Source organism: Novosphingobium fuchskuhlense (genome assembly GCF_001519075.1).
GTDB lineage: Bacteria > Pseudomonadota > Alphaproteobacteria > Sphingomonadales > Sphingomonadaceae > Novosphingobium > Novosphingobium fuchskuhlense.
The window spans coordinates 1,186,970-1,202,003 of the sequence record NZ_KQ954244.1 but is presented as its reverse complement, the minus strand read 5'-3'; the positions used below and the strand labels follow the sequence as shown (position 1 = coordinate 1,202,003).

Annotated in this window: 16 protein-coding genes; 5 read left to right on the top strand and 11 right to left on the bottom strand. The window is 61.4% G+C overall.

What is annotated here, in order from left to right; translation table 11 throughout:
- Nucleotides 1–4 precede the first annotated feature (4 nt).
- The 5 genes from trbJ to trbB are packed head-to-tail and all read right to left on the bottom strand — an operon-like array spanning nucleotide 5 to nucleotide 4,844.
- Entirely contained in the window at nucleotides 5–784 is a 780-nt protein-coding gene (gene trbJ / locus AQZ52_RS05460; protein WP_067907091.1) for a P-type conjugative transfer protein TrbJ, read from the bottom strand.
- Nucleotides 781–3,219: a conjugal transfer protein TrbE gene (trbE, locus tag AQZ52_RS05455; RefSeq protein ID WP_067907089.1), complete on the bottom strand. Its 2,439-nt coding sequence runs from the start codon at nucleotides 3,217–3,219 to the stop codon at nucleotides 781–783. Before trbE ends, trbJ begins: the two co-directional genes overlap by 4 nt.
- A gap of 13 nt (nucleotides 3,220–3,232) precedes the next feature.
- A complete protein-coding gene (locus tag AQZ52_RS05450) occupies nucleotides 3,233–3,514 on the bottom strand; it encodes a VirB3 family type IV secretion system protein (RefSeq protein ID WP_067907087.1) in 282 nt (93 codons plus the stop codon).
- Nucleotides 3,514–3,846 carry a TrbC/VirB2 family type IV secretion system protein gene (locus AQZ52_RS05445; RefSeq protein ID WP_156424784.1) on the bottom strand — a complete coding sequence of 111 codons (333 nt, stop codon included), beginning with the start codon at nucleotides 3,844–3,846 and terminating at the stop codon, nucleotides 3,514–3,516. Before AQZ52_RS05445 ends, AQZ52_RS05450 begins: the two co-directional genes overlap by 1 nt.
- Nucleotides 3,843–4,844 (bottom strand): P-type conjugative transfer ATPase TrbB, encoded by a 1,002-nt coding sequence (gene trbB, locus AQZ52_RS05440; protein WP_067907085.1) that lies wholly within the window; start codon nucleotides 4,842–4,844, stop codon nucleotides 3,843–3,845. Before trbB ends, AQZ52_RS05445 begins: the two co-directional genes overlap by 4 nt.
- Nucleotides 4,845–5,149: 305 nt before the next feature.
- On the opposite strand from trbB, the gene tnpA reads away from it, so the two are divergent.
- From tnpA to tnpC, 3 genes are all read left to right on the top strand, one after another.
- Nucleotides 5,150–5,515 carry an IS66-like element accessory protein TnpA gene (tnpA, locus tag AQZ52_RS19035; protein WP_240481542.1) on the top strand — a complete coding sequence of 122 codons (366 nt, stop codon included), beginning with the start codon at nucleotides 5,150–5,152 and terminating at the stop codon, nucleotides 5,513–5,515.
- Nucleotides 5,512–5,859, top strand: coding sequence for an IS66 family insertion sequence element accessory protein TnpB (gene tnpB, locus AQZ52_RS19030; protein WP_067907083.1), 348 nt, complete (start codon nucleotides 5,512–5,514; stop codon nucleotides 5,857–5,859). Before tnpA ends, tnpB begins: the two co-directional genes overlap by 4 nt.
- A gap of 62 nt (nucleotides 5,860–5,921) precedes the next feature.
- On the top strand, nucleotides 5,922–7,553 hold the full coding sequence (gene tnpC, locus AQZ52_RS05425; protein WP_067907081.1) for an IS66 family transposase: 1,632 nt from the start codon (nucleotides 5,922–5,924) through the stop codon (nucleotides 7,551–7,553).
- A gap of 144 nt (nucleotides 7,554–7,697) precedes the next feature.
- Here tnpC and AQZ52_RS05420 read toward each other — a convergent pair whose 3' ends face one another.
- From AQZ52_RS05420 to AQZ52_RS05405, 4 genes are all read right to left on the bottom strand, one after another.
- A complete protein-coding gene (locus AQZ52_RS05420; protein ID WP_067907079.1) occupies nucleotides 7,698–8,576 on the bottom strand; it encodes a macro domain-containing protein in 879 nt (292 codons plus the stop codon).
- A gap of 51 nt (nucleotides 8,577–8,627) precedes the next feature.
- Nucleotides 8,628–9,188 carry a TIR domain-containing protein gene (locus AQZ52_RS05415; RefSeq protein ID WP_067907077.1) on the bottom strand — a complete coding sequence of 187 codons (561 nt, stop codon included), beginning with the start codon at nucleotides 9,186–9,188 and terminating at the stop codon, nucleotides 8,628–8,630.
- 141 nt (nucleotides 9,189–9,329) lie between these two features.
- Nucleotides 9,330–10,229, bottom strand: coding sequence for a TIR domain-containing protein (locus AQZ52_RS05410; RefSeq protein ID WP_067909480.1), 900 nt, complete (start codon nucleotides 10,227–10,229; stop codon nucleotides 9,330–9,332).
- Nucleotides 10,219–10,512 carry a hypothetical protein gene (locus tag AQZ52_RS05405; RefSeq protein WP_067909483.1) on the bottom strand — a complete coding sequence of 98 codons (294 nt, stop codon included), beginning with the start codon at nucleotides 10,510–10,512 and terminating at the stop codon, nucleotides 10,219–10,221. The genes AQZ52_RS05410 and AQZ52_RS05405 overlap by 11 nt, the downstream gene beginning before the upstream one ends.
- Nucleotides 10,513–11,020: 508 nt before the next feature.
- Between AQZ52_RS05405 and AQZ52_RS05400 the strand changes: the two genes are divergently transcribed.
- Entirely contained in the window at nucleotides 11,021–11,782 is a 762-nt protein-coding gene (locus AQZ52_RS05400; RefSeq protein WP_067907075.1) for a P-loop NTPase family protein, read from the top strand.
- Nucleotides 11,783–11,977: 195 nt separating this feature from the next.
- On the top strand, nucleotides 11,978–12,493 hold the full coding sequence (locus tag AQZ52_RS05395; protein ID WP_067907073.1) for a DUF6933 domain-containing protein: 516 nt from the start codon (nucleotides 11,978–11,980) through the stop codon (nucleotides 12,491–12,493).
- 102 nt (nucleotides 12,494–12,595) lie between these two features.
- Here the strand turns inward: AQZ52_RS05395 and AQZ52_RS05390 are convergent, their stop codons facing one another.
- Together AQZ52_RS05390 and AQZ52_RS05385 are read right to left on the bottom strand one after the other, a co-directional pair.
- Nucleotides 12,596–13,030, bottom strand: coding sequence for a ribbon-helix-helix domain-containing protein (locus AQZ52_RS05390; RefSeq protein ID WP_067907071.1), 435 nt, complete (start codon nucleotides 13,028–13,030; stop codon nucleotides 12,596–12,598).
- A 3-nt stretch (nucleotides 13,031–13,033) separates the two neighbouring features.
- Complete coding sequence (locus AQZ52_RS05385) at nucleotides 13,034–15,025, bottom strand: conjugal transfer protein TraG (protein ID WP_067907069.1); 1,992 nt, start codon at nucleotides 15,023–15,025, stop codon at nucleotides 13,034–13,036.
- Nucleotides 15,026–15,034 lie beyond the last annotated feature (9 nt).

The window sequence follows — 15,034 nt, the reverse complement described above, 5'->3', positions numbered from 1 at the left end:
CCCCTCAATTGCCGTGGAACATCTTGACGGTGCCAGGCTGATAGCCGGTGCCGGGCGTCAGGAAGGTCTGCATCTGCGTTGCGCCCTGATTCTGGCCGGTGGCTTTCGAGGCGGCGATCATTGCCTGCGCGCGGCCATCGGCGGCTTCGAGCGCGATGAGATCGGACAATTGCTGCGAGATCTGGATGAGCAGTTGGTTGCTGATCTGCCCCACTTGCAGAGCACCGCTTGCCGACTGGCTGGAGGTGCCAAGCGCTGTCACATTGCTGCGTGCGGTAGTGATGTTGCCGACCACGGTCGCCTGCATGCGCATCGCGTCTTGCAGGCCGGCCAGCGAGGTCTGCCAGCGCTGCTGGGCCTGAGCCACCATCTGCTGCTGGCTGAGATTGAGATTGATCGCGCCGTAGTTGCTGGTGAAGGCCTGATCGATCGAACTGATGCTGTAGGCGATGCGCTGGGCCTGGGTGATCAGCTGCTCGGTGTGCTGAATTTGTGCAGTGATCGTCGAGACCAGCGAATAGGGCATGCTGGCGAGGTTCTTCGCCTGATTGATCAGCGACTGGGTCTGGTTCTCGATCTGCTGGATCTGGTTGTTGATCTGCTGGAGCGAGCGCGCCGCGGTCATCACATTCTGGGCATAGTTGGAGGGGTCGAAGACGACCCCGCCAAATTGCGCATAAGCGGGCGGTGCCATCATCGGCGTGAGGACGATGGCGGCAGAAAGCAGGGCAGCGGCCAGACGGCGGCCGGCCAAACGACGGCCTGCCAAACAACGCGGGGTCATGAGCGTTTCTCCAGATTGGTGAGGGTGGGGATGATGTCGGCGGCCCAGCGGAGCCCGCGATGGCGCAGCCAGGCGATCAGAAATCCGTCGCGACCATATTCCGCGGTTATGCTGGTGATAGCGGCCTGATCGGACTTGGATGAGGTGGCGCAGAGCGCGAGCGCGACTTCGGAAAGCCCCAGTTCGAAGAGCCGGTTGCCGCGCCGTGACTGGCAGTAATAATCGCGCTTGGGCATGGCCCGCGCGATGATCTCGATCTGGCGGTCATTGAGACCGAAGTGGCGATAGATCGCGGTGATCTGCGGCTCGATGGCGCGTTCGTTAGGGAGCAGCAGCCGGGTCTGGCAGCTCTCGATGATGGCAGGCGCAATCGCCGAACCGTCGATGTCCGAAAGCGACTGCGTGGCGAAGACGACTGAGGCGTTCTTCTTGCGCAGGGTTTTGAGCCATTCGCGCAGCTGTCCGGCAAAGCCCTCATCATCGAGCGCCAGCCAGCCCTCATCGATGATGATGAGCGTGGGGGCGCCATCAAGGCGGTCCTCGATGCGGTGAAAGAGATAGGCCAGCACTGCGGGCGCCGCCTCGGTGCCGATCAGCCCCTCGGTCTCGAAGGCCTGCACGGTGGCGGTGCCCAGATGTTCGCTCTCGGCATCCAGCAAACGGCCCCAGGCTCCGCCAACGCAATAGGGGCGCAGAGCTTGTTTGAGGTCGTTGGATTGCAAAAGCACCGACAGGCCGGTGATGGTGCGTTCTTCCATCGGTGCCGAAGCCAGCGAGGTGAGCGCGGTCCAGAGGTGCTCCTTGACCTCGGGCGTGATGGGAACGCCCTCGCGGGTCAGGATGGCCACCAGCCAATCCGCAGCCCATGCGCGCTCGGCAATGTTGCCGACCCTGGCGAGGGGCTGGAGCGCAACGCTGTCCGCGCTCCCCTCGGTAAGACCGCCACCCAGATCGTGCCAGTCGCCGCGCATGGCAAGCGCCGCCGCGCGGATCGATCCCCCGAAATCGAAGGCGAAGACCTGCGCGCCTGCATAGCGGCGAAATTGCAACGCCATGAGCGCCAACAACACCGATTTACCAGCGCCGGTCGGGCCGACGATGAGTGTATGGCCGACGTCGCCGACGTGAAGGGAAAACCGGAACGGGGTCGAGCCTTCGGTCTTGCCGAAGAGCAGTGGGGACGCTGCAAAATGCTCGTCCCGTTCCGGCCCCGCCCACACTGCTGACGAGGGTATCATGTGGGCGAGATTGAGCGTTGAAATGGGGGGCTGGCGAACATTGGCGTAAAGATGCCCCGGCAGGCTCCCGAGCCAGGCGTCGACCGCATTGATGGTCTCGGCCATCGCGGTGAAGTCACGGCCCTGGATGACCTTCTCGACGAGGCGCAGCTTTTCGTCGGCGGCGCGCGGATCGCCATCCCACACCGTCACCGTCGCGGTCACATAGGCGATGCCAGCATAGTCCGCGCCCAGTTCCTGCAGGGCAAAATCGGCATCGGCAGCCTTGTTGGACGCATCGCTATCGACGAGGACGGAAGCCTCATTGGTCATCACTTCTTTCAGGATCGCGGCGACCGACTTGCGCTTGGCGAACCACTGGCGGCGGATCTTGGTCAAGACCTTGGTGGCATCGGTCTTGTCGAGCAGGATCGCGCGAGTGGACCAGCGGTAGGGAAAGGCGAGGCGGTTGAGATCGTCGAGGAGGCCTGGCGTTGTCGCAGTCGGAAAGCCGGTGATGGTGAGGACGCGCAGGTGCTGCGCCCCGAGGCACGGTTCGAGCCCGCCAGTGAGTGGCTGATCGGCGAGCAGCGCGTCGAGATACATCGGCGTTTCGGGCACGCGGACACGGTGCCGGTGGCTGGAAACGCAGGTGTGGAGGTAGGTCAGCGTCTCGCCGTCGCCCAGCCAGCGGCACTCGGGCATGAAGGCTTCGATAAGGCGCAGCAGCCGGTCAGTGCGATCAGCAAAGCCGGAGAGCGCCTCGCCCGCATCAATGCCCTTGGTCTCGCGGCCCTCGTAGAGCCAGCTTTCGGCGCGTGAGGCGTCCTCGGCCGGCGGCAACCAGACCAGGCTCAGGAAATAGCTCGACTCGAAATGGCTGCCGGCTTCCTCGAAATCGGCCTTGCGTTCGGCATCGAGCAACGCCGAGGCGGCATCGGGAAATATGCTGGCCGGATAATCAGCGGCGGCATGGCGCTGGGCTTCGACGAAAATGGCCCAGCCTGACCCCAAGCGGCGGAAAGCATTGTTGAGACGGCCGGCGACGGCGACCAGTTCGGCGGGCACGGCGCTGTCGAGGTCGGGGCCCCGGAAGCGCGCGGTACGCTGGAAGCTGCCGTCCTTGTTGAGGACGATGCCTTTGCCCACCAGCGCTACCCAGGGGAGGAAATCGGCAAGCCGGCTATGGCGGCTGCGGTATTCGGCGAGGTTCATCATGGGGCAGCCTCGCTCAGACGGTGAGATGGGTTGGGGTGCGCAGATGCTGGCGCACGACATCGACGAACAGCGGGTCACGCTTGGCGGCCCAGACGGACGCGAAATGCCCGAGCGCCCAGACGGCGAGGCCAATCAGCCAGAGGCGCAGGCCGAGGCCGATCGCGCCCGCGAGCGTGCCGTTGAGAATGGCGAGCGCGCGCGGGGCGCCGCCGAGCAGGATCGGTTCGGTGAGCGCCCGGTGCACGGGCACGCAAAAGCCTGGCACCGTGTTCGTCGGATCGGCCATGCCCGTCATCAGACGAGCGCCCCGCCACTGAAGCTGAAGAAGGAGAGAAAGAAGGAACTGGCCGCAAAGGCGATGGAGAGGCCGAAGACAATCTGGATCAGTCGACGAAAACCGCCCGAGGTGTCGCCAAAGGCAAGGCTGAGGCCAGTGACGGTGATGATGATGACCGAGATGATCTTGGCGACCGGGCCCTGCACCGATTGCAGGATCGAATTGAGCGGGGTTTCCCAGGGCATCGAGGAGCCGGAGGCATAGGCGGCGGGCGCCATCATCATGCTGACCACGGCGATCGAGGTGGCGGCGATCAGGCGTCGGCGAAGGGTGCGAACAGCAGGCATCATGCGGGGTCTCCTTGGGGGGCAGGGGGCGGTGAGGAAAATTGGGTAATCGGCGTGACGAGGTAGTCGCCATCAGGGCCGAGGCCTTCGACGCGGGCGAGTTCGGCGAGGCGGCGCTTGTTGCCGCGGCCTGCCAGCACGGCGACGATGTCGATGGTTTCCGCGATCAGCGCGCGGGGCACGGTGACGACGGCTTCCTGGATCAGCTGCTCCAAGCGGCGCAGCGCGCCGATGGCCGAGCCCGCGTGGATGGTGCCGACGCCGCCCGGATGACCGGTGCCCCAGGCCTTGAGGAGATCAAGCGCCTCGGCGCCGCGCACCTCGCCGATCGGGATGCGGTCTGGGCGCAGGCGCAGGGACGAGCGCACTAGGTCGGACAGCGAGGCGACGCCGTCCTTGGTGCGCATGGAAACGAGGTTGGGCGCGGCGCATTGCAGCTCGCGCGTGTCCTCGATGATGACCACGCGATCGGTGGTTTTGGCGACCTCGGCGAGCAGCGCGTTGGTGAGCGTGGTCTTGCCGGTCGAGGTGCCGCCCGCGACCAGAATGTTGGCGCGCGTCTCGACGCCATGGCGCAGAGCGTCGGCCTGGCTGGCTGACATGATCTCGGCCGCGACATAGTCGTCGAGGGTGAACACCGCGACGGCAGGCTTGCGGATGGCGAAAGCTGCGGCTGCCACCACGGGCGGCAAGAGGCCCTCGAAGCGCTCCCCCGTTCCGGGCAGCTCTGCGGAAACGCGCGGGGCTCCGGGATGTACCTCTGCGCCGACATGGTGGGCGACCAGGCGCACGATGCGCTCGCCATCGGTCGGCCCCAATCGCTCGCCGGTATCGGACAGGCCTTCTGACAGCCGGTCGATCCAGATTCGTCCATCGGGGTTCAGCATGACCTCGACGATCGAGGGGTCTTCGAGGAAGCGGGCAATGGCCGGCCCAAGCGCGGTGCGCAACATGCGCGCGCCGCGTGCCAACCTTTCTGAATTGTGGTGCGAAGCCGCCATCAGATCCCCGTTGAGATCGGGGCAGGCTCAAATGCTCACCCCGATGGGGATGATTAAGAGAGCCAGATTTTGTTCGGATTCAACAGGTTTTGCGCGGCGTAGGGCTCTGGCGTGCAATGACAGGAGATCGGCGGCGGGCGTCCTCGGCTCGCGAATCAGCCAGCGGTTTCGTCCATGAATGGGGACAGACCGGAACGGCAGCTCACTTCAAGAGTAACCACCCGATTGAGGCCGCCTATCGATCGTAAGCTATGTCGTTATTGACGTCGTTATGTACGTCATGATCGATGGAGGCTGGTTTGGCGATGCTCGAGATTTTGGGTGTCGAGCGGCGTCGGCGTTGGTCGGATGCGGTGAAAGCCTCGATCCTTGCCGAGGTTGGCGTTGATGGCTGGACAGTGGCGGATGTAGCGCGGCGTCACGATGTGACGCGCCAGCACCTCTATCAATGGCGCCGGGATTTGCGGCAGAAGGGCCTATGCCCTGGCCGCGGCGCCGATGGGTTCGTTGCGGTCGAGATGCTGCCAGTTGTCGAGACGGTGCCGGTGACGGGCGAGGCATCAATGGCCGAGATGACCGTCATTCTGGGCAACGGTCGTCAGTTGCGCTGCCGCGAGACGATCGGCGATCTGGCATTGGCGCGGTTGCTGCGTGTGCTGGAGGCGGCGTGATCGGGCCCGGCGTCGGCGCTCGCGTCTACCTGGCGTGCGGCGCGACCGATATGCGCAAAAGCATCACCGGCCTTGCGGTTCTGGCGCAGGACCATCTGCGCCAGAACCCGGCCAGCGGTGCCGTATTTGCCTTTCGGGGGCGCAAGGGCGACCGGATCAAGCTGCTGTACTGGGACGGGCAGGGCTTCTGCCTCTATTACAAGATCCTCCAGAAAGGCCGCTTTCCCTGGCCCGGCAGCGGGGATGCCGTGGCGCGGCTGACCTCGGCGCAATTGGCGATGCTGTGGGAAGGGATCGACTGGCGGCGGCCTTCCTGGGGTGCGCCACCGGCGCGGGTCGGTTGATTTATCAGGCTGATTAACGGCATTTTTCTGGCGGATTGGCGTCCGTTTTGCTAAGCTGCGGCATGTCGTCCGCGCCCGCATCGCTGCCTGATGACCCCATCGCGCTCAAGGCGATGGTGGCGGCTTTGCAGGCGCAGAACAGCGCCCTGTCGGCCACGGTACGTGTCTTCGAACAACACATCGCCGACCTGCAGTTGCGCATCGCCAAGCTCAAGCGGCAGGCGTTCGGCAAGAGGTCCGAGAAAGTCGAGCGCGAGATCGAGCAACTCGAACTCGCGCTTGAAGGTCTGATGATCGCCAAGGCCGAGGCCAGTTCGGCTCAGCCAAGCGACGAAGACGACGCACCGCAACCGGCCCAGCCCGCCGTCGCGGCAGAGCGTGCACCGCGCCGCCGCCCCCGCGTCTCGGCCGAGACGCCGCGCGAACGCCGCGAACTCGATCCGGACTCGGCCTGCCCCGATTGCGGCGGCACCCTGCGCGTGGTCGGCGAGGACGTCAGCGAGATGCTGGACCTGATCGCCGCCCGGCTGAAGGTCATCGAGATCGCGCGGGTCAAGAAGTCCTGCCGCGCCTGCGAGCGGATGGTGCAGGCTCCGGCACCGAGCCGGCCGATCCCCGGCAGCATGGCGACCGCTTCGTTGCTGGCGTACATCCTGATCTCCAAGTTCGATGACCACCTGCCGCTTTATCGGCTGAACGAGATCTTCGCCCGCATGGGCGCGGACATCCCCGACAGCACGATGGCCGACTGGTGCGGGCGCACCATGAAACTGCTCCTGCCGTTGATCGAGCGGATCGAGCGCCACGTCCTGGCGCACGACCTGCTGCATGCCGACGATACCCCGATCCGGGTGCTCGATCGCAGCCTGCGGACCGCAGGGGTCGGCGGGCAACTCGGCAAAGGCGTGCGCAAGGGGCGCATCTGGGCCTATGTCCTCGACCAGCGACCCTGGGCCGGGCAGGCGCCACCGGGCGTCGCCTACAAATTCGCCGCAGACTGGAAGCAGGAGCATGTACTCGCCCACCTGCGCGATGCCCGCGGCATCCTCCAGGCCGATGCCTACAAGGGCTATGCCAAGCTCTATGCGCCAGCGGCAGATGGCACCGCGCAATTCCGCGAGGCGGCCTGCTGGGCGCACCTGCGGCGGGATTTTCATGACCTGTGGGTCGGCGCCAAATCACCGATCGCCCGCGAGGCGCTCGACCGCATCGGCGCCCTCTACGACATCGAAGCCCAGATCATGGGCAAAAGCGCAGCCGTCCGCCTCGCCACGCGTCAGGCCCAGAGCAAGCCCAGGGTCGAGGCCTTCCACGCCTGGGCTCAGGCCCAACTCACCAAACTCCCCGCCAAGGGTGATCTGACCAACGCCTTGCGTTACGCGCTCGCGCGGTGGCCAGCGTTCTGCCTGTTCCTCGAGGATGGCCGCGTTGCCATCGACAACAATCCCGCCGAACGCGCGCTCAAACCCATTGGAATCGGCAGAAAAAACTGGTTGTTCGCCGGTGCCGCCACTGGCGCCGAGACCCTGGCTCGCGCCATGACCATCATCGAGACGGCCAAGATGAACGGCCTCGACCCGCAAGCCTATCTCGCCGACGTGCTCGCGCGCATCAACGATCACAAGATCAACCGGATCGACGAACTGCTCCCGTGGAACTGGACACCGCTCGCGCCCATGGCTGAGGCCGCGTGATGGCAACTATCTCAAGCGTCAAGCCGCATAACCCGCGGTAACAATCGGGTGGTTACCTTCAAGAGTATTGAGGATAGCAGACATGCGATTGCGATACCGCGCACTTCGTCGTCCACGATCAGTGCATTGAGACAGGTGTCTACGTCAGGTATGGAGACTCTGGATGAGGTAGTCGCGAATCTGATACAGGTTGACTGCGAAACTCTCGGCGTCCTGCGGTCGGATGAAAATGCACAGGCGGTTGGAGAAGATCTGACCTGTCGATCCGTCCACGAAGGACTGTGCTATCCGCTCCACCATCTTCTTCCTCTGGATCCCTGTCCGGCCACGTCCGGTGCCCAAGAGCGGGATCGAAAGATCCCTCACGCTACCATGGCTCTGAACGAACGACCACGTGGCCTCAAGCGCGTCCTCGATTTCTCGCGGCGTGGAGCTAGCTGTGCCCTGAGCGTTGAGCCGCGCCATTGCCACATAATAAAAGGTGCGATTGTGACTCTTGACCCTAGCGACTGTGCCAATGGGATACTCGGTCTGCTTTCCCGGAGCGTCGGCGCGATGCGTGCTTTGGGCGGATGCCAGATCCAACGCGAGCTGACGATCAATTTCCACGGTGTTTGCATTGAAAAAGCGGGTGGCAACCTGCCCCTGAACGCTGTCAGTATCAATCAGACCGCCTGCCATGTCGGTATCGAAAGTTGTATTCGTACTCACCACAACGTCGTTGTTGCCGTCAAGCAGATCACCGATCTTCACCTCGATTGAAACATCTTTCCCAGGAACTTTGTAGGAAAAGCGGGTGATTGGTCGTCTGCGCACTGCCACCCAGATGACCGCAATAACAAGCATCACTATGACAGCAAATTTGCTGTACTTATCTTTTGTATAAATACTGAAAAAATCAGCCATATCCATCAAAGCGTACTGCATACCAACAATTGCAAAAATCTTTGCAATTGCCTCTCCAGAAAAGAGAGCGTACTTCCAAAATGAGAATGTCGCTACCGATTTGAAAAAATACCTCACGAACCAATAGCCCCCGTAGCGCTTCCCTGATTGCGTCTAATCGCCACAGCTTTATATCTTGTAATGATAGACTGACGCCGTTGTCTTTGTAGACAGCTTGAAGTCGGGGTCCTTCAGCGCGGAAGAAATCAGCGACTTAACCATCGGCACATGCAGGCTCGGAACATTGTCAATCGAATCTCTCAAGACCGGAACCTTCGACCAGAGATTCTTAACTGATTGCTTGAGCGATCCGTTGGTGAGGAGGCTCTCCTTCGTTTTGAATTCCGGATAGACGACGATCAGCGGAAGGCCCTGATCGTTGATGGCGTAGTCGATCTCCTCACGCAACGCCCGGGAGTTGGCTGTATCAGAACTAAGAAACAAGACTACATTCTGCGAAGAGCGTAGCCGTTCCCTAAGTCTGGGTTTCAGGGTCAGTTCCCAATTGCTCCCATCACGGACGTTATATGTCAGCGCGTGCGAATCGCTGAACGGGAAGGTCGAATCCGCACCTTTCCAGGAACGAAATAGGTTATAGTAGCAAAAGTCCTTGGTCGCATGAGCCCCCAAGGCCCCAGAATTGAATGGTTCCGCGACATAGAAGGCGCAATAGTTTCCGTTACGTGCCAAAGTTTCACCCCCCGTTCAGTCAGCGCCCTCAATACATGCTTTGTAGCACAAAACCGAATCATAAACTGGGCTCACAACCCCTTAGTGACTGGAGCACCAAGATTCGATACTCAGTAGCACGATGGGTGAGGTGGAATAAATCTAGCCGCGCATCACCAAGTTCCAGTCAATCGACTGACCCGCAGCTTCCAATTCGCGCCCAAGGCGCTGCTTCCAGCCACCATTCGAATCCATGTCCTCCCAGACCACGCCAGCGAAATCACTTGGGATTTCAACACGACCACGTTTCAGAGCACAAACACGTTCTCGACCGAGCTTCGCAATAAAGTAGCCAAGCTCCAACAAAACATTTTGCCTTGGACGCGGCTCCAACTCCGTCGCGTCGTTGGCGCGTCCGACATCGTCGGGCGTCAACAGCACGATAGCAAAACCAACATCGCTGTTGGCTTCCACCTTCTCGATCACCGTGCGACCGCGATTGGCCTGTTCGTGCAGAATGACAGGCTCAAGCCCAATTGTGGTAATAAAACGAGCGACGGTTTCTCGGGCTTCGCCATCATGCCCATGCACTATGAAAATGCGCTTAGATGTTGGCAGCACGAGCCGCGGCTCAATCCGTCCATGTTGCAGCACATAAGTCTGATAGTCACGCACAAACGGAATGATCAATTGCCGGGTCATTCCCTGAAATGCCGCAATGACCTTCGAGCTGCTTCCCGCGAAATAGGTGTGCCCGAATTGAAACGCGAAATCTTGATCCGCGAGCTTCCGGATCAAAAGTAGTCGCACTCCCAAATCTTCCCGTGCGTCGTCCGGCCAGCAAAGTGTGTGGCTACCCGCCATCGAGCCGCCCGTCTTACTACTTGCATCCAAAAATGCATCGAGGTCCACGTTGGCCGTCAGCTCTTCGTTGGCGTCGCGCAAATCAGCATGATCAAGCAAGCGCGCCAACAACTTGAGCGGTCGTTCAACGCCCTGGAAGTCGGCCGCTTGCAGGTCCATCACGGCATTGTTGATCTGCTTGAACAGGTCATTCGCCATCGTCGGGCGCACCTCCGAGGCGTGCTTCCGCTGCCCTGTCGATGATTGCCGTCCGGTATTTGTCCTTCATCTCGTCAATCATTGGCCCCACAAGAGGATTGTTCGCATAAGGCCCAAGTCTGCCGTCGATCATCTGCTCCATTGAGACAATGGCTGCTTCGATGCTTTCTGGATTCTCGGGATTAAACGATACACTGCCGAGTTCACCGTCAACTTCTGCGAATGCCCTTTCGGCTTCCGCTATCTGCCGTTGCAGCTTTTCGAGACCTTCGATCTTGAACACTGCCATCCTTTCGCGACACAATCTTGTGGTACAGGAATATTTGTACCTGTTTTGTGCCATGCCCATCAGGGTGGGTCAATTGCATTGCCGTGACGAATTCAATCAATCCACACTTTCATGCCGCTGATTCTTCGGATATCTCTTGCTCAGGCACCGTTGGGCAACATGACGCCCTGTGTCGACATTCGCCTCGATAGTCGGCGCGGTCCAGCACCAATTTGTCTGTCCGTTTCGATGTCGGCTTCCAATGGCCCGCTCTGGGGCCGCGAACGACCGCTTTTAGGGCGACAGCGCCCGCGTAGGGTGTGCTCAAACCGCAGAGCGCGAAATCCGATGCTTGCAAATCGCCCATGCAGGAAATAATGTAGCGGAGCCTCCTCACTGGCATGCAGCCCGCCGCCGCGAAGTCGTTGACGACAGTGAATTTGCAACTTGATCCTTTCCGGGTTTTCCAATGGTCCGGGGGGTGTTTGGCGGGCAACACTTCCACAGGCTTAGGAGAACACCGATGGTCACGTCGCCAATTGTCCCGACTACTGTTGAAGGCATCAAGAGGCTCGCCAAGTCCTATGCCAAGCGACTCGGCATACCACATCATGAAGCGCTTGATCGGGCCGCGGTGGACGCAGGCTTCGCTTCCTACGCCATCGCTTTGCGCGCCATCCTTAGGCCAGCCAACAATAACGAGGCGGAGGTGCCGTCAAAACCTTCCGGCCGAAAAAATCTTCTCGCTCTAGCTCTCGAAGCATTCGAGGCCGGCGACCATTCGGCCGCCAACGCTCTGGCCCGCCGCGTCCAGAAAAACAATTCCAGGGAACTCGCTGCTTACGCCATCATCGCCCGCACCGAAGCGGACGATTTTGAGCGCCGCTGGGCGCTTCTCAAAGGCGAACGCGCTGCTCAGAAATTGGTCACCCCCGTTCCGATCACCAAGCCTGGCTATCTGCCGCCGCAACATTTCAAGCATTTTGCGGAAAATCGCAGCTTGCTGGCTCGAGACTACTGGCGGGCTGGTCCCCGCCAGAACAAGCGTATGGCGATCGATCTGTGCAAAGAGGTTTTGTGGCGCGACCTTGAAGATCTGAACGGCCTGCGTTTTGACTACTATCGGTGGTGCATGGACATGCATGCCCATACTGCCGTGGCAGGAATGCTCGAAATCCGTGGCCCCCAGGACCTCCCATCGCCCGAATTGCAGGAGATCATCTCCCTGATGCAAGCCCGTGGTGATCAGAAAACGGCCGCCCGCTTGACCGCTCTTGCTGCTTAGCGCCGCTCGCCAAATTCGCCCCTACTTCAGGTTTGAAGTCCGGGGGGCGATGATCCAGCAATGCCGGGTGACCGGGAGGCTGCTTTCTCCGCGTAGTTTGGGTCCGTTGAATTGCTGATCTCCCGGCAGGATCGGATAGTTCGGGCAATAGGCACGACTGGACTCGCCGGGTATGGCTCCTTATCCCCATGCGTGATGTTCTACTTGCATTGCACCAAGAAATTACTGGATCGGATCAAGCCGGACATTGCACGGCCGGGCGACACCGACACTTTGCTTGGTAACTGGTACGCCACGGCCCTGTTCTGGAAGCCACAGGTCGCCTTGCTGGTGTCAGAGCGCACCCTGCTGCCCGTGTTGATGCCCTTGGCACCTGCTGCCACGCTGGCACGGCGTTTCCCGGCTCAGCTGGCGCTTGTCCTGAAGGAACACGGGATCACAGCCGATTTTATCGCCCAGGAGGTCTGGCGCATGGGTAGTGTCCAATACGCCAAGACCGCCAACCGCAGCGTGGTGGGCATCCTCAACGAGTTTTTGCGGCAGGCTGAATTCTGGCTGGCCGCTTATGCCTACACAAAGGGCGATGATGACGATCTGCTGGCCATTTCCGTAAAACTCGCCGGAACGCCATGCAGCCCGCTGTATAAGGGGCCGATCTCGCCGGATAAGGCCCTGCACGAACTGGTGAATGGTGCTCGCCGCGCCGGTTAGTCTGGCAAACTTACCGTTTGGCGCAAGGGCTCCCCAAGCGCATCCTTGGCATCACAGGCGACCTGGTCCGGCCGGATATGCATCACCACGCCCTCCCCACCATCACGCCTCAGGTTCGCCTTCCCTATGCCCGCCGGGAATGATGTCGTCAGGTATCTCCCGCAGGACATTCGATCCCTTTTGGAGTCGGCGCCCAAGGGTCTGGATAAAACCCTCGAAGCGCTCTCGGCCCTTGATCTGCGCGGACGACAGCGCGTCGTCCGGCAATGGCGGGGTAACGGTCAGCCAGAAGCGGATGAACATCGCGAGCATGTCGGCAGTAATGCGCAGATCACGTTCGTTGCGGGCGGTCTGACGGGACAGCCGGTCGAGGCGCCGGGTGATAGCCGCCTCGCGCCGGTCAGAAGCATCGGGCGACAAGAATGAGGCCACCGCCGCCTCGATAATTGCCGAGCGCGGCACTTTTTTGCGCTCGGCAAGCTCGTTAATCTGGCCGATCATCTCAGCGGGGATTGTGACGTTGAGCCGGTCGCGCATGGTTCAAAGATCCATGTCGTCGTCTGGGTCCAGCGAGACCTGCCTCGCTAAACCAGACTGGCTGCGTGACAGGGCCTCGCGTTGGCGAGCGGCATTATCAGCCTCATCATCCTCGCCGATTTCAAATTCCCTGTCGGGCGCACTGGGTGTCGTCTCCGGCACGATGGCGACGTGGTCGGGCAGGTCGGGCTCGCGGCGCAGGCCGGAATTCGCCGTGTCCTCGTCGCTTCCCTCATAGACCGCCAGCAGCGCAGGATCAGGCTTAAGCGCAGGCTGGTTTGTCCAGCCGTCGGTGGGCGGTGTGCGTTTTGCCGGCTTGGGGGCCGGAGCCGGCAGGATCCGCTTCCTGAACTGTGCATCCCGGTAATATTTCGCCTTCTTGGCCCGGATTGGCGGCAGACCTGCGACCATGACGATTTCGTGGGCCTTGGAAAACGACATCATCTCGCCGATGGTGACGAGCGCACGGGCGGTTTCCGAGCGCGAGACCATGATATGACCGAGCCAGGGTGACAGGCGGCTGCCGGCGTAGTTTTTCATGGCGCGCATTTCGGTTGCGGTGCCCAGCGCTTCGGACACGCGCTTGGCGGTGTGCTCGTTGTTGGTCGAAAAGCTGATGCGCACATGGCAATTGTCGAGGATGGCGTTGTTCTGGCCATAGGCCTTCTCGATCTGGCTGAGCGATTGGGCGATGAGGAAGCTCTGGATGCGGTAGCCCGCCATGAAGGCCAGGGTGGTCTCGAAGAAATCGAGCCGGCCGAGCGCCGGAAACTCGTCAAGCAGCAAGAGCAGCCGTTGGCGGTTTTCGCTGGTTTTCAGGTCTTCGGTCAGGCGCCGGGCGATCTGGTTGAGCATCAGGCGAATGAGCGGGCGCGTGCGCGAAATGTCGGAGGGTGGGATAACCAGGTAGAGCGTGGCCGGGTGGGGTGAGGCCACGAGGTCGGCAATCCGCCAATCGCAACGACTGGTAATGGCGCCAATCACCGGGTCACGGTAAAGGCTGAGGAAAGACATGGCGGTCGACAGAACGCCTGAGCCTTCGTTTTCCGATTTGTTGAGAAGTTCCCGAGCTGTTGAGGCGACCACCGGGTGCGGCCCGTCATCGCCCAGATGGCGGGTTGCCATCATGGCATGCAGGGTCTTCTTGAAGGTCCGTTTCGGGTCGGAAAGGAAGGCTGCGACACCCGCGAGTGTCTTGTCCTTTTCGGCGTAAAGCACATGGATGATAGCGCCCACCAGCAGGGAATGCGCGGTTTTCTCCCAATGGTTGCGCTTTTCGAGGCTGCCTTCGGGATCGACCAGCACATCGGCGATGTTCTGGACGTCGCGCACCTCCCATTCGCCGCGCCTTACCTCGAGCAGCGGGTTGAAGGCCGCCGAGCTGGAATCGGTGGGGTTGAACAGCCAGACGGCGCCAAACTGCGCGCGAAACCCGGACGTACGTTCCCAATTCTCGCCCTTGATATCGTGGACGATGGCCGAGCCGGGCCAGGTGAGCAGGGTCGGAATGACGAGGCCCACACCTTTGCCCGAACGGGTCGGTGCAAAGCACAGCACATGCTCAGGCCCATTGTGGCGAAGATATTGCCCCTTATAGCGACCCAGCATGAGGCCATCGGAGCCAAGCAGCCCGGCTTCACGGATCTCCTTCTTGTCGGCCCAACGGGCAGAGCCGTAGGTTTGGGCATGGCTCGCCTCGCGGGCCCGATGCACGGAAAGGGCGATAGCGACTGCGACAGATATGATGCCGCCAGACGCCGCGATCATGCCGCCGCGTGCGAAGATCGCGGGCGCATAGGCGTCATAGGCGTACCACCACCAGAGCAAGGCGGGCGGCAGGTAGACAGGCAGCCCGAGAAGATGGAACCAGGGCTTGCCGAGTTCGGGCTGGAACGCGAGCTTCCAGGCCACCCATTCGGTGGCGCCCCAGTTTGTGGCAAGTACGATGGTGAGGACGATGAGGATCTGACCCCATAGGATTTTGGTTGCGGGCATGAGCGTTCC

Excerpts from the sequence above, each read along its gene's own strand:
- trbJ (WP_067907091.1), bottom strand. The coding sequence starts at position 784 with ATGACCCCGCGTTGTTTGGCAGGCCGTCGTTTGGCCGGCCGCCGTCTG.
- trbB (WP_067907085.1), bottom strand. The coding sequence starts at position 4,844 with ATGGCGGCTTCGCACCACAATTCAGAAAGGTTGGCACGCGGCGCGCGC.
- tnpA (WP_240481542.1), top strand. The coding sequence starts at position 5,150 with ATGCTCGAGATTTTGGGTGTCGAGCGGCGTCGGCGTTGGTCGGATGCG.
- AQZ52_RS05445 (WP_156424784.1), bottom strand. The coding sequence starts at position 3,846 with ATGATGCCTGCTGTTCGCACCCTTCGCCGACGCCTGATCGCCGCCACC.
- AQZ52_RS05395 (WP_067907073.1), top strand. The coding sequence starts at position 11,978 with ATGTTCTACTTGCATTGCACCAAGAAATTACTGGATCGGATCAAGCCG.
- tnpC (WP_067907081.1), top strand. The coding sequence starts at position 5,922 with ATGTCGTCCGCGCCCGCATCGCTGCCTGATGACCCCATCGCGCTCAAG.
- AQZ52_RS05410 (WP_067909480.1), bottom strand. The coding sequence starts at position 10,229 with ATGGCGAATGACCTGTTCAAGCAGATCAACAATGCCGTGATGGACCTG.
- trbE (WP_067907089.1), bottom strand. The coding sequence starts at position 3,219 with ATGATGAACCTCGCCGAATACCGCAGCCGCCATAGCCGGCTTGCCGAT.
- AQZ52_RS05385 (WP_067907069.1), bottom strand. The coding sequence starts at position 15,025 with ATGCCCGCAACCAAAATCCTATGGGGTCAGATCCTCATCGTCCTCACC.
- AQZ52_RS05400 (WP_067907075.1), top strand. The coding sequence starts at position 11,021 with ATGGTCACGTCGCCAATTGTCCCGACTACTGTTGAAGGCATCAAGAGG.
- AQZ52_RS05450 (WP_067907087.1), bottom strand. The coding sequence starts at position 3,514 with ATGACGGGCATGGCCGATCCGACGAACACGGTGCCAGGCTTTTGCGTG.
- AQZ52_RS05390 (WP_067907071.1), bottom strand. The coding sequence starts at position 13,030 with ATGCGCGACCGGCTCAACGTCACAATCCCCGCTGAGATGATCGGCCAG.